The sequence below is a fragment of the Rhizobium jaguaris genome (assembly GCF_003627755.1).
GTDB lineage: Bacteria > Pseudomonadota > Alphaproteobacteria > Rhizobiales > Rhizobiaceae > Rhizobium > Rhizobium jaguaris.
Genome location: NZ_CP032695.1, coordinates 1,516,040 through 1,528,308, shown reverse-complemented (window position 1 = coordinate 1,528,308; position 12,269 = coordinate 1,516,040). Strand labels below are relative to the sequence as shown.

General features: G+C 60.5%; 13 protein-coding genes. 2 read left to right on the top strand and 11 right to left on the bottom strand.

Going from position 1 to position 12,269, the window contains the following annotated elements; all coding sequences use genetic code 11:
• Positions 1 to 34: 34 nt before the first annotated feature.
• The gene (cobM, locus tag CCGE525_RS29380) at positions 35 to 793 is read right to left on the bottom strand and encodes a precorrin-4 C(11)-methyltransferase (RefSeq protein ID WP_120707751.1); all 759 of its coding nucleotides are present in this window, start codon (positions 791 to 793) and stop codon (positions 35 to 37) included.
• A 16-nt stretch (positions 794 to 809) separates the two neighbouring features.
• Complete coding sequence (cbiE, locus tag CCGE525_RS29375; protein WP_162950342.1) at positions 810 to 2,057, bottom strand: precorrin-6y C5,15-methyltransferase (decarboxylating) subunit CbiE; 1,248 nt, start codon at positions 2,055 to 2,057, stop codon at positions 810 to 812.
• Between cbiE and CCGE525_RS29370 the strand changes: the two genes are divergently transcribed.
• The gene (locus tag CCGE525_RS29370) at positions 2,041 to 2,811 is read left to right on the top strand and encodes a cobalt-precorrin-6A reductase (RefSeq protein WP_120707749.1); all 771 of its coding nucleotides are present in this window, start codon (positions 2,041 to 2,043) and stop codon (positions 2,809 to 2,811) included. The two genes, cbiE and CCGE525_RS29370, sit on opposite strands and share 17 nt — an antisense overlap.
• Here the strand turns inward: CCGE525_RS29370 and CCGE525_RS29365 are convergent.
• From CCGE525_RS29365 to CCGE525_RS29340, 6 genes are all read right to left on the bottom strand, one after another.
• Entirely contained in the window at positions 2,775 to 3,539 is a 765-nt protein-coding gene (locus CCGE525_RS29365; protein WP_120707748.1) for a precorrin-3B C(17)-methyltransferase, read from the bottom strand. The two genes, CCGE525_RS29370 and CCGE525_RS29365, sit on opposite strands and share 37 nt — an antisense overlap.
• On the bottom strand, positions 3,536 to 4,273 hold the full coding sequence (locus tag CCGE525_RS29360) for a precorrin-2 C(20)-methyltransferase (protein ID WP_120707747.1): 738 nt from the start codon (positions 4,271 to 4,273) through the stop codon (positions 3,536 to 3,538). Before CCGE525_RS29360 ends, CCGE525_RS29365 begins: the two co-directional genes overlap by 4 nt.
• Complete coding sequence (locus CCGE525_RS29355) at positions 4,270 to 4,902, bottom strand: precorrin-8X methylmutase (protein ID WP_120707746.1); 633 nt, start codon at positions 4,900 to 4,902, stop codon at positions 4,270 to 4,272. Before CCGE525_RS29355 ends, CCGE525_RS29360 begins: the two co-directional genes overlap by 4 nt.
• Before the next feature lie 385 nt (positions 4,903 to 5,287).
• Positions 5,288 to 6,310 (bottom strand): hypothetical protein, encoded by a 1,023-nt coding sequence (locus CCGE525_RS29350; RefSeq protein ID WP_342637441.1) that lies wholly within the window; start codon positions 6,308 to 6,310, stop codon positions 5,288 to 5,290.
• 82 nt (positions 6,311 to 6,392) lie between these two features.
• On the bottom strand, positions 6,393 to 7,169 hold the full coding sequence (cobF, locus tag CCGE525_RS29345) for a precorrin-6A synthase (deacetylating) (protein WP_120707745.1): 777 nt from the start codon (positions 7,167 to 7,169) through the stop codon (positions 6,393 to 6,395).
• Positions 7,170 to 7,400: 231 nt separating this feature from the next.
• Positions 7,401 to 8,129, bottom strand: a complete 729-nt coding sequence (locus CCGE525_RS29340; protein WP_120707744.1) for an SDR family NAD(P)-dependent oxidoreductase — start codon at positions 8,127 to 8,129, stop codon at positions 7,401 to 7,403.
• 91 nt (positions 8,130 to 8,220) lie between these two features.
• Here CCGE525_RS29340 and CCGE525_RS29335 point away from each other — a divergent pair, with 91 nt between their 5' ends.
• A complete protein-coding gene (locus tag CCGE525_RS29335; RefSeq protein ID WP_120707743.1) occupies positions 8,221 to 8,604 on the top strand; it encodes a winged helix-turn-helix transcriptional regulator in 384 nt (127 codons plus the stop codon).
• A gap of 110 nt (positions 8,605 to 8,714) precedes the next feature.
• Here the strand turns inward: CCGE525_RS29335 and CCGE525_RS29330 are convergent, their stop codons facing one another.
• From CCGE525_RS29330 to CCGE525_RS29320, 3 genes are read right to left on the bottom strand one after another with little or no spacing between them, the layout of a single operon-like run.
• Complete coding sequence (locus tag CCGE525_RS29330; protein ID WP_120707742.1) at positions 8,715 to 9,698, bottom strand: ABC transporter permease; 984 nt, start codon at positions 9,696 to 9,698, stop codon at positions 8,715 to 8,717.
• Complete coding sequence (locus CCGE525_RS29325) at positions 9,695 to 10,690, bottom strand: ABC transporter permease (RefSeq protein WP_120707741.1); 996 nt, start codon at positions 10,688 to 10,690, stop codon at positions 9,695 to 9,697. Before CCGE525_RS29325 ends, CCGE525_RS29330 begins: the two co-directional genes overlap by 4 nt.
• Complete coding sequence (locus CCGE525_RS29320) at positions 10,687 to 12,225, bottom strand: sugar ABC transporter ATP-binding protein (protein WP_120707740.1); 1,539 nt, start codon at positions 12,223 to 12,225, stop codon at positions 10,687 to 10,689. The genes CCGE525_RS29325 and CCGE525_RS29320 overlap by 4 nt, the downstream gene beginning before the upstream one ends.
• Between the last annotated feature and the right edge of the window lie 44 nt (positions 12,226 to 12,269).

Genomic DNA, 12,269 nt, shown 5'->3' with positions numbered 1-12,269 from the left:
TGAGATACGCGAGACCGCCCGGTCTCGCTGCCTGTCATTCCCTGCCTCGGAAGCGGCGCTGATAGGCGGGATCGTAAAGCGAGCTCTCGCGGAAGTTGCTGGCTGCCAGTGACGGGCCGACGAAGATCAACGCCGTGCGCTCGATCGGTTCGGCCGCGACCTTCGCCTCGATTGTCCCCAGCGTGCCGTGAAGAATGCGCTCATCCGGCCAGGACGCTTTGACAACGATGGCGACCGGGCAATCCGTGCCGTAAAGCGGCGTCAACTCCTCGACCACCTGCCCAAGCGCGTGGATCGCCAGATGGATGGCGAGCGTCGCACCCGTCGCGCCGAATTTTTCCAGAGTTTCATTGTTCGGCATCGGCGAGGCGCGGCCGGAAACGCGGGTCAGGACAAGGCTTTGTGCGACGGCGGGTATGGTCAGTTCGCGGCCGAGTGCAGACGCCGCCGCGGCAAAGGCGGGAACGCCTGGGGTCAGCGTATAGGCGATGCCATGCTTTTCCAGACGTCGGATCTGCTCGGCAACGGCGCTCCAGACGGAGAGGTCGCCGGAATGTAGGCGGGCGACATCCTTGCCCGATGCTGCGGCTTTCAGATATTCGGCCTCGATTTCGTCCAGCGACATCGGCGCGGTGTCGATGACGCGGGCGCCGGGCGGACAATATTGCAGGAGTTCGGGCGAGACGATCGAGCCGGCATAGAGGCAGACTGGACATTTGCCGATCAGATCCCTGCCACGCACGGTGATCAAGTCCGCCGCCCCTGGCCCCGCTCCAATGAAATGCACCGCCATTCCGTACCTCGTTCTTCTATTCTTGTGGTTTGGTCCAGGACCATTGCGTCACCGGCATTGCCGGCCGCCAGCCGGTCATGGTGCCGATGGGCGCGCTCCGGGCGATATCGATGCGGATCAGCGAGCCGCCACGACGGGCATGTTCGGCGAGCAGGATCGCCTCCATCTCCGTCGTCACCGCATTGGCGACCAGTCGTCCTCCCGCTCTCAATCCGGCAATAGCCGCGTCCATGACGCCTGCATCGCTGCCGCCGCCACCGATGAAGATCGCCTCAGGTGCCGGCAGACTTCCAACTGCGTCCGGCGCCTGTCCTTCAATGACGACAAGCCCTGGAACACCGAAGCTTGCCGCGTTGCGGCGAATGCCTGCAGCGCGTTCGCCCGAAGATTCGACGGCGATAGCGCGCATCGAAGGGTGCATCAGCATCCATTCGATGCCGATGGAACCGGAGCCGGCGCCAATATCCCACAACAATTCGCCATGGCGTGGCGCCAGCGCTGACAGGGTCATTGCCCGGATTTCGCGTTTGGTGATCTGGCCGTCATGCTCGAACAGGCTGTCGTCAAGTCCGGCGCTGAGCGGCAGGATGCGAGCGCCTGCTCCTGCCACGACTTCGATGCCACAAACGTTCAAATCATTGATGCCGGAGAGCGCAAAATCAGCCGCCCGCTGCGTCGAAACCCGTTCATGAAGCCCACCCAGGGCTTCGAGAACTGTCAGCGTCGATTGACCAAATCCAGTCTCCTGCAACAAACGCGCAAGATCGGCGGGACCCTGGCTATCCGACGTCAAGGCCAGGATTTTGCGACTGGGATGGAGGTGCGGACGGATGAGGTCAAGCGGTCGGCCATGCAGGGAAAGAACGGTCACGTCCTGCAGGGGCCAGCCGAGACGCGAAGCGGCAAGGCTGAAGGAGGAAGGTGCGGGAATCACCGTCATTTCGGATGCCGGAACATGCCGCGAGAGCGTAGCGCCAACGCCGTAGTAGAAGGGATCACCGGAGGCAAGAACGATGGTCGGCATTCCGCGTCGCGCCAGCACGGCTTCGATGGATTGCTCGAAGGGGCTCAGCCAGCGATGCGCCTCGCCCTTGATCAGAGTCTTCATCAGTTCGATATGCCGCGCTCCGCCGAAGACGACGGGCGCTGCAGTAATCAACCGCTTGGCCTCGTCACCGAGCCCGGCTGGACCGTCTTCGCCGATACCGATAATAATAAGCCAGCGTTGAGTGGAAGGCATCTCAGACATGGGCAGGACCCGCATTCTGATCTTGGGCGGCACGACGGAAGCCCGCCATCTGGCCGAGGCGCTGGCGTCGCGCGCCGATCTCGACGTCGTGCTGTCGCTGGCAGGCAGAACCGTCGAACCTGCTCCGCAACCGGTTCCGGTGCGCAGCGGCGGTTTTGGCGGCGCGGAGGGTCTTGCCCGCTATTTGAAGGACGAGGTGATCGATCTGCTTGTTGATGCGACCCATCCCTTCGCCGCCCGTATTTCCGCCAACGCTGCGGAAGCGGCTGACCTCTGCGGTATCTCCGCTTTTGCACTTCGCCGTCCGGCTTGGCTGCCCGTCGAAGGCGATCGCTGGCGCTCGGTGCAAGGTGTTTCGAAGGCCATAGCGGCGCTCGGCCCCACGCCTCTTCGCGTCTTTCTGGTGATTGGCCGACAGGAGGCTCATCAGGCCAATGCCGCGCCCATCCATCACTATTGGGTGCGCAGCGTCGACCCGGTCGATGTGCCGCTGACGGTGCCCAGCGTCACCTATATCCATGCCAAGGGTCCATTCCGACTCGAAGACGAACTGGCCATGTTGCAGCAGCATCATATCGACGTGATCGTGACGAAGAACAGCGGCGGCAGCGCGACCTACGCCAAGATCGAGGCGGCGCGGCAGCTCGGTATCGAGGTGATCATGATCGAGCGCGCACCCGCCGCCGACATGCTGGCGGTCGAGACTGTCGAGGCAGCGCTGCATCATATCGATCATCTCGCCCCTTCCTTGATGAAACGTGGCGTATAGACCAGATCGGGTTTTGTCTCTCGGGCAATAACACGCGTCTCAGCCGAGCCGATAATGACGCAGGTCGCCATATCCGCACTCGACGCATCTGCATCCGCTAGCCTCGCAACTGTCATGCGCTCGTCTGGCCGACCCGCGGCGCGGCCGAAAACGACGGGTGTCTTAGCCGGCAGAACATCGCGCAAGATGTCGAAGGCTTTGCCGAGTTGCCAGGGACGCGCTTTGCTGATGGGATTGTAGAGGGCGATCACAAGCCCGGCTTCCGCAACCAAACGCAGCCTATTTTCTATTATATTCCATGGCTTTAGATTGTCCGACAGCGAGATCGCGCAGAAATCGTGCCCCAACGGCGCGCCGATACGAGCCGCGACCGCAAGCATGGCGGTGATACCCGGCACGACGACGAGATCAACATTCCGCCATTCGCTAGGCCCATGATCGATCGCCTCGCACACTGCCGCCGCCATGGCAAAAACGCCGGGATCGCCACCGGAGACGACGCAGACATTTGCGCCGGCGACCGCACTGGTCAGCGCTGTCTTGGCCCGATCCAGCTCTTCGCGATTGTCGGAGGCATGCCGGATCTGATCCGGTCGCAACGACAGGCGATCGAGATAGGGGCCATAACCGAAAAATTCAGCGGCGTCGGCCACAGCCGCCAGCGCCTCCGGCGTCATCTGCGCGGGATTGCCGGGGCCGGTACCGATGACATAGAGGCGGCCGCTCATGGCTTGTCTTCCCAACCGGGAACAAGGATCAGGGAGAAATAGGGCGCTTCGGCGTCTCCCCTCTCTGCGAGTGACGTTATGGCACCGTTCGTCATTGTACCGCGCTCGACATACATTGCCTCATCGAGGCGTCCCGCTGCTTTAAGGGCACGGCGGATTTTCGGCAGATTGCGGCCAACCTTCATGATCACGGCTGCCTGCGTGTCGGCAAGGCGGCGGGCAAGTTCGGCTTCCGGCATTGTGCCGGGGAGTACGGAAAGGACATCGTCCCCCTGCACCATCGGCAGTCCAGCCAACGACCAGCAGCCCGACATCGCCGTCACCCCGGGGATAACTTCCGTCGGATAGCGGTCAGCAAGGCGCACATGCAAATGCATGTAAGAGCCGTAAAAAAGCGGATCGCCTTCGCTGAGCACGGCTACCGTCCTGCCAGCCTTTAAATAGGCGGCGACCATTTCGGCGGAGGCGTTATAGAAATCGGTGATCTGGCTCTTGTATTCGGCGGCATCCTTGTCGATCTCCGTCGTCACCGGATAGTAGAGCGGCAGCAGCGTCACGTCGGTTCTGAGCAGATCCCCGACGACAGTGCGGCCATTGCCGTTTCTCCCCTGCTTGGCGAAATAGGCGACGACATCGGCTTTCTCCAGGGCTCTGACGGCCTTGATGGTCAGCAGTTCGGGATCACCAGGCCCGGTGCCGACTCCGATCAGCCGGCCGGTGGAATGCGCGATCATAGGCCCGGCCTCGCCAATGCGTTGATCGCGGCGGCGGTGATGGCACTGCCGCCAAGACGCCCCCGAACGATGGCATAGGGAACGCCATAGGAATTTTCCGCCAGCGCGTCTTTCGATTCCGCAGCACCTACGAATCCGACGGGCATGCCGATGACGGCGGCAGGCTTGGGCGCGCCGTCGCGCAACATTTCGAGGAGATGGAACAACGCCGTCGGCGCATTGCCGATGGCGACGACAGCGCCGGCCAGACGGTCGCCCCAAAGATGCATAGCGGCTGCCGAGCGAGTGTTGCCGGTCGTCTTCGCCAGTTCGGGCGTGCGGGGATCATGCAGCGTGCAGATCACCTCATTGGCCGACGGCAGGCGCGCGCGGGTAACGCCGTGGGCGACCATCTCGGCATCGCAGAAGATCGGCGCGCCCCCCGCAAGTGCCGTGCGCCCAGCGCCGACGAAATCGGGAGAGAAGGCGAAATGCTCGGATGCTTCGACCAGGCCGCAGGCATGGATCATACGCACGGCAACATCGGCTTCCGCATCCGAAAAGCGTGACAGATCGGCCTCGCTGCGGATGATCGCGAAGGAGCGTTCGTAGATCGCATTCCCTTCGCGGATATAATCATAGTCCGGCATTCCTACCCCTGTCGTAGCGCTGTAACGATCGCGTCGGTGCCGAGCCGTGTAAGACACTCCTCCGCCGATTCGCCAGCAACTTTGTTGTTCCGCACCAGCCCGCTCATTTGCAGCAAGGCAGACTTTAGCTCTTCTCTTCCGATGTAAGCCAGCGGTTCGCTCGATGCCAACCCATTTACGACAATCCCATAGCCCGTTGGCGCACCAACGACAGTGAGAGCAGCTTCGCCTGGCCGGGCACAGCCCTTGCGGCAGCCGGACAGATGGACTGTGAGCGAGCCGTCGAGCAGCTCAGGGGCAATCTCAAGAAGGTCTGCCGCCACGGATTTCGTTGAGTAGAAGGCGGAAGCACACGCCCCTGCTCCGGCACAGACGTCTATGTGGTTTAGCGGATCGTCCGCGTCCGTTCGAAAACCGCAGTTGGCCGCGGCCAACTGAACGTCTCCGGCTGCCTGGGCATCAAAGCCCAACACCAAGATGGCATGGTCCGGCGCGGTGCGGATTTCGGTTGCTCCGGCCGTTTCGGCGATGGCGAGAAAGCCGAGTATGTCGCTTGCATGAATTTGCCCGAAGGATGGGCGCAGGCCGAGGGCAAGGCGATTGCCGCTAAGATCGTGAATGCCGATCGGGGAAACATGCATGCCGGCTGCACTGAATGCGCCGATTTCCGACGACGGATACCCTTTCGCAGCCCGTCCACATCGAGATCGCGGCCGCGCGCGCGTGGCCCGAGATGCGCCAGCGTTTTCAGAAGCCCAATGATGGCTGATACGGCTTGTTCGGCAGAGAGAGATGCCAGGATCTTCGCCGTCTGTTTCGTGCCGCCGATTGCGAGAACCCATATAGTCGAACCGTCAGCGGTTCTTGCCGCCCTCAGCCGAATATCCGCGGAAATCGCATCCAGGTTCAGCCGCCCGCCGGAATCGATGATGATGGTCAGCTTGGGCGCCAGCACGGGCTGAGGATCGAGCGCGGCGATCTGCTGGCGAAGCCGTGTGGCCAACTCCCGGGCATCTGCGATTTCCAGCGGGTCTAGTCCGCTGAGCGGCGGGATTTCTATTGTGACGCCGGTTTCAGGGATTATGGCGGCACGATCGATGTCCGCTGCCAGGCCGATCATGCTTTCAGCGGTCAGGCCCCGCAGTTGGAGATTGCCGCGGGCCGTGATTTCGATCAATGCATTGCCATGTCTGTCAGCCGCCTGGGCAAGCGCTCGGAATTGCCCGATCGTCAGGCCAGGCGTCGTCGGGCGCAGCCGCACGAGCAGTCCGTCACCGGTCATCATCGGAGCACTGAGCGAGGGGCAAGCGCCGCGGGCCATCGACGGCGCGTCCGCAATGCAGGCAACTGCATCGACATCTCCCCGCGAGGAGATAGCGCGCCCTTCCATCATTTGTCTGTCGGCCATTGCCATAAGACCATCCTTCCCGAAGGACATGTCCTTACACAATCCTAACCGGCGGGCAAACAATTTGGCGGGGCATAGTGCCTCATGCCTGATCGTCGAAATCCGAGCCTTTGCGCAACAGGTAGATATCCATGATCCAGCCATGTTTTGCCCGCGCTTCCGCCCGGGTCGCCACGATACGGTCAGAGACGTCGGCAAGCCGACCGGCGATGGTGATCTCGTCCTTCGTGCCGAGATAGGCGCCCCAATAAATATAGGCATCGGGATCATCGATCTTGCTGAAGGCCAGCTCGCCGTCGAGCATGACGACGGCGGTTTCGACCATACCCGGAAAGCTCTCGGCCAGCCGGCGGCCGGTGGTGATCTGCACCGGCTTTCCGACGAGGTTGAGCGGAATGCGGTGACTGGCAGTCAGCGCTTGGACACTGGTGATGCCGGGAATAACGCTGCAATCGAAGGCAAGGCGGCCCAATGCCCGAACCCGCTCGATGATGCGGATCGTGCTGTCGTAGAGGCTGGGATCGCCCCAGACCAGGAAGGCAGCGCTTCCATCTTCCGTCATATGATCCTGGAACAGCCGTTCGTAGATCGCCGTGATTTGCGCATGCCAGTCGTCGACGCTTTGTACGTAACTGCGGTCTGCCGTCTCGCGCGCCGGCACGGCATAGTCGATGAAACGGACGGCCTTGCTCTTAACATAGCGCTGGCAGATGTCTTTCCGGACATCGGCAAGCTCGGCCTTGGCCGCACCTTTGCTGGGAATGAAGATGACATCCACCTTATTCAGCGCGTTGATCGCCTGCACAGTGAGGTGCTCGGGATTTCCCGTTCCGATGCCGACAATGTAGATGTGCCTCATTTCCACGCCCTCGTTCCTCCGGCTGTTTGCCGGAAGCAAGGGGCCATTTCAAGTGCGGATGGCGACGAAATTGGCCGCTGCAGGCGACGGCATTTTAGCTTACTGCCACTAACCGTGGGTGCTCCTTCATGACACGTTCACGCCAATTCTGGTCATCCGCCCAAGAGAACAAAGCTCATCTCGAGCAAGAGGCAGCAGTGTCACCGCTGCCTCTTTCAAAGGTCATGTTGCTCAATGCGGGTCATGTTTGGCAGGCAGGATCGACTCGGCATGCGACCGCTCAGTAGCAAGCGACCAAATTTCCTCGGCAAGTATGTCAGGATTGATAGTTGCAAAACGCGGATCATTGACAGGCAGGCCGTTGGCGGCTGCCGCGCGAAGGCCGGTCGAGTTGTCGATCATCGCACCGATGTGGAGCATTCCGGCGAATACTCCGCGATCCTTGATCTCTTCGTGAAGACCCAGAATGTAGTTGCGCGTGGCGGCAAAGGCAGGACCTGGACCGCTCATTCCCGGCATGGGGGTCACGGCCGAAAGACCATCCGCGATGACGATCGCGCCGTCGCCGCGAGCGAGCATACCCGGCAACACGGCCCGAACAACCTCGAGCGGAGCGAGGGTCAGGATGTTGGCGAGTTCTCTGAGTAACGCGGCTGTCAGGTCGACCGCTGGAAGCATACGGAAGTTGCCGACAGGCGCAAAAATTGCGGTATGAATAGGACCTGACTTCTCTTCAATCTCGCGGACAAGAGCCGGAATTGCGTCGATTTCATTGAGGTCAGCGGGAAACGCCTTGGCATCCACACCCTGCGCCGATAGCTCGGCTACCCTCTCGCTGAGGGATTGAGCATTGCGAGCGACAAGGGCGACCTGGAATCCCGCCTTGCCGTAATGTCTTGCGACGGATGCACCAAGCCCGGTCCCGGCTCCAAAAATTGCAATTGTTTTCTGGTCAGTCATAACATCTCCTATGGTGGTATGTTTTCGTGACTAGATATGTCTGTTAGACTGGCGTTGAGCGCAAGAACGCATAATTTTAGGGCCTGGTCACATGGATTTACCTACCCCGCCGCAACAACCTGGAACGAGCGCAGATTGCCGCCCTATAAGCCAAATGCTCGGCCGCATCGGTGACAAGTGGACGATTATGACCATTACGATGCTGCTTAACGGCCCGAAGCGGTTCAATGAGCTGCGCAGGCTTATCGGGGGAATCAGCCAGCAAATGCTGACGAGGACGCTACGCGCCCTGGAGAACGACGGTCTCGTTTCCAGAAAGGTCTATCCCACGATTCCTCCGCAGGTGGAATACAGTTTGACCACCCTTGGTAAGTCTCTCGCCGAACCTCTCACAGAGCTAACCAGGTGGGTTCTGACGAATATCGCTGAGGTTGAGCGCAACCGTTCGCAGGCGACCAACAGATCGATGGATTAGCGTCCTCCGGATTGTTGGCGTGCAAGAAACAGTGCTTAAAGGCAGTTGCATTTGCTGCATAAGACCGCATTTTTACTTAGCCGAAGCACCCCGTTCCAGGCGACGTATTTCTAACTAAGCTTTTGTCGGCCGTAGAGCAGCAGCATACAGATGATGACGACGCCATAGATGAGCTGCCGTCCGGCTTCTTCGATCTGCATGACAGACAGGATGGATTGGAGAAGGGTGATCAGAATGACACCGGCGACAGTTCCGAGATACGACCCTTTGCCGCCGAGCACATGGGTACCACCGAGAACGACCGCTGCAATCGACGGCAAAAGATATGCATCTCCCATCGACTGGGACGCCTTGGACGCATAGCCAGCCAGCAATACGCCCCCGAGCGCGCTGAGCGAGCCGGACATGACGAATGCCAGCAGGGTGACGCGGCGCGTATCGATCCCCGACAAATAGGCTGCTCGTTCCCGATTTCCGATTGCATAGAGCGAACGGCCGAATGTTGTTCTGACGAGCAGGAAAACGGCTAGGATGCCTACTATCAGCCAGACAAGCACACCATTTGGAATCGCAGGGATGACATAGCCGGTCGCGAGAAACCGCATTGCCGGCGACGCCGCATCCTGGGGCGCGAAGCCTCCGGTATAGACGACCATCAGCCCCTGCACGACCGCATTCGTCGCCAGCGTGATGATCATCGACGGTATTCGCAGATAGGCAACAGCAAGGCCGTTGAGCGCGCCGATCACAGCGCCACACAATATCCCGAACGGAACAGCCAGAAATGAGCCGAAACTGCCATAGGCGGTTGCGGCGCAAGCCATCATCGCTCCTGCGGCGACGACCCAGGGTATGGAGAGGTCGATCTGCCCGAGAAGAATCACCATCATCATGCCGGTTGCGATGACGCCGAGAAACGAAGCAACCTTCAACTGTTGCAAGAGATAGTCCGGCGACAGGAAATTCGACGAATAGATCGAGCCTCCGAGAAGCAGCAGCAGGATGCAGCCGAAGGCGATTGGCACCGCCGGATCGACGCGGCGCAGGCGCGAGGGTATGCCGGATCGCCGCATGAGGGATGCATCCTCGCTCATTGAAACCACTCCAGACGATTGCGGACCCGCGCCAAGCCTATGCTGCCGATGCTGATCGCCAGCATGAGCACGATGCCCTGGAACAGGGGCTGCCAGAGCGGATCGAGATCGAAGACAAACAGAAGATCGCCGATCGTCCGGAAGGCCAGAGCGCCGAAGACCGCTCCGACGGCGCCACCCTTTCCGCCCGCCAGCGAAACACCACCAAGCACCACGGCCGCGATCGAATAGAGCGTGTAGGCATTGCCGCTCGCGAAGGCTGCTTCGCCGGTATAGGAGAAGAAGGTCAGGTACAGCCCGCCGATCGCCGACATCAATCCCGCCAGTGCATAGGCCGCGAACTTCGCGCGTTTGATCGGCATGCCGGACATGTAGGCAGCGTTTTCGGCTGATCCCGCCGCATAGGCGGCGCGGCCCAAGATCGACCGGCTGAACGGGATCCAGAAGATCAAGAGGGTTGCCGCAAGCACGACCAGACTTGCGGGGACGACATCGAAAAGCTTGGAGGTAAAGGCGTCCGCCAGCGTCTCGTTCACCGCACCGCCAGGCGTCGGACGTAGCAGCAGGGCCAATCCGAAAAAGATCGCGCTTGTCGCGATCGTGGTCACGATCGGCTGCAGCCGTCCGAAGATGATGATCAATCCGTTCAGCATGCCGCAGGCAAGCCCCGTCAGCAGAACGGCAATCACACCCACAGCGGTCTGAAACGGTGTTCCGACGACAAGCAATGAGGCGAGACAATTGCTGAGAATGAGGATCATACCAACAGAAAGATCGATGCCCGCGGTGATGACCACAAAACATTGCGCCATCGCCACGAAAGCGAGCAATGCCGCCTTGTTCGATGCGGTCTGTACGACATTCGCAGTAAACCCAGCCGGATGGTTCGAGACATAGATTGTGAACATGACGACAAAGAGCGCCGCAGCCAGCAGCGTCCCCTTGTGTTGCGCATACCAGAAGCGCCACTCGCCGTGTGGAATCTCTTTCATTGGCCGACCTTCTGTTCCGTCAGATGTGCGCCGATATTCAGCGCGCTGCCAATCAATTCGCGTTCATTGATATCGGAGCCTTCCAGCACGCGGACGATCCTGCCGTCGTACATCACAAGCACCCGATCACAGCAGCCGATCAGCTCGTCGTAGTCCGTGGAATAGAAGATGAGCGCGACGCCGGCTTCCGCCAGCTTGCGGAGCAGGAGGTAGATTTCCTGCTTGGTGCCGACGTCGATGCCCCGCGTCGGATCATTCAGCAAAACGATCTTCGGCCGGTTCATCAGCCATTTGGCAATGACCACCTTTTGCTGATTGCCACCGGAGAGGGCTCCGACCGGCATATCGATTGTCGCGGCCTTGATCGCCAGCAGCTTGAGGAGTTCGTCGATCCGCTCAGCCTCGGCCGCGCGATCGATCACGCCTCTGCTGGACACGCTGTGGAGTGCTGCAATAGAGAGATTTTCGCGCAGGGTCATAGGCAGCATGAGCCCCTCGGTTTTGCGGTCTTCCGGGATAAGCGCGATCGACATCTCGGCGGATTTTGCCTGCTTCGGACTTTTCAACGTCACGCTTCGGCCTGCAATCTGCACGTCGCCCCTGACGTCGCGCAGTACGCCGAACAGCGACAGCAACAGGTCCCGTTGCCCCTGCCCGTCCAGACCGCCGAGACCAACGATTTCGCCCGGTCTGACATCGAAGCTTATGCCGGAGAGCCGATCACCCCAGGAAAGGTTCCGACACGAGAGGATTGGGGCAAGCCCCTCCTCCGAGATATGTTTCGGCGGAAATACGCTGGTATACTCTCGGCCGATCATCAGCTCGATCACCTGATGATCGGTTTTCGTGCCGGCTGGATAGGATTCGATGCTGCGCCCGTTGCGAAAGACGGTGCATTCATCCGCAAGTTCGGCAATCTCGTGCATGCGATGCGATATGTAGATAAGCGCCATGCCCTCGGTGCGCAGCCGCTTCAAAACGCTGAAAACCTTTTCGACGTCCGGCTGCGTCAATGCCGAAGTTGCTTCGTCGAGGATCATGATCCGCGGTTCGCGGGCTAGCGCCTTGGCAATCTCGACCATCTGGCGACGCGAGAGCGGCAGATCCTTAACCAGAGAGGAAGGATGGATGTCGGAAGCGCCGGCGCGCGCCAGGGCTTCTTCAGCAATCAATCTCTGCCTGCGGCGGTCGATCATGCCAAATCGCAGCGGCGGATTGCTGATGACGATGTTGTCCGCGACCGACAGATCCGGAATCAGCGACAGTTCCTGAAAGACGCAGACGATGCCAGCGCTATTGGCGGCAGCGGGCGTGGCGAACGACACGTCCTTGCCGTCGAACACCATCCGGCCTTCGTCCGCGGCGACGACGCCGGCCATGATCTTGATAAGGGTCGATTTGCCCGCGCCGTTCTCACCGAGAACGGCGTGTATGGCTCCTGGCCGAATGGCGATGTTGGCCTCTTTCAGCGCGACGACACCGCCATAGCGCTTGGATATGCCTTCCATTCGGAAAAACGGTTCGGATAAACTCACGCGCCCAACCTCCCATCGGGTGCAGCAAGAACGAGACTGCGGAC

Coding starts and splice junctions, on each gene's coding strand:
- cobM (WP_120707751.1), bottom strand. CDS start 793: ATGGCGGTGCATTTCATTGGAGCGGGGCCAGGGGCGGCGGACTTGATC.
- CCGE525_RS29370 (WP_120707749.1), top strand. CDS start 2,041: ATGGGCAGGACCCGCATTCTGATCTTGGGCGGCACGACGGAAGCCCGC.
- cbiE (WP_162950342.1), bottom strand. CDS start 2,057: ATGCGGGTCCTGCCCATGTCTGAGATGCCTTCCACTCAACGCTGGCTT.
- CCGE525_RS29365 (WP_120707748.1), bottom strand. CDS start 3,539: ATGAGCGGCCGCCTCTATGTCATCGGTACCGGCCCCGGCAATCCCGCG.
- CCGE525_RS29360 (WP_120707747.1), bottom strand. CDS start 4,273: ATGATCGCGCATTCCACCGGCCGGCTGATCGGAGTCGGCACCGGGCCT.
- CCGE525_RS29355 (WP_120707746.1), bottom strand. CDS start 4,902: ATGCCGGACTATGATTATATCCGCGAAGGGAATGCGATCTACGAACGC.
- CCGE525_RS29350 (WP_342637441.1), bottom strand. CDS start 6,310: ATGGCCGACAGACAAATGATGGAAGGGCGCGCTATCTCCTCGCGGGGA.
- cobF (WP_120707745.1), bottom strand. CDS start 7,169: ATGAGGCACATCTACATTGTCGGCATCGGAACGGGAAATCCCGAGCAC.
- CCGE525_RS29340 (WP_120707744.1), bottom strand. CDS start 8,129: ATGACTGACCAGAAAACAATTGCAATTTTTGGAGCCGGGACCGGGCTT.
- CCGE525_RS29335 (WP_120707743.1), top strand. CDS start 8,221: ATGGATTTACCTACCCCGCCGCAACAACCTGGAACGAGCGCAGATTGC.
- CCGE525_RS29330 (WP_120707742.1), bottom strand. CDS start 9,698: ATGAGCGAGGATGCATCCCTCATGCGGCGATCCGGCATACCCTCGCGC.
- CCGE525_RS29325 (WP_120707741.1), bottom strand. CDS start 10,690: ATGAAAGAGATTCCACACGGCGAGTGGCGCTTCTGGTATGCGCAACAC.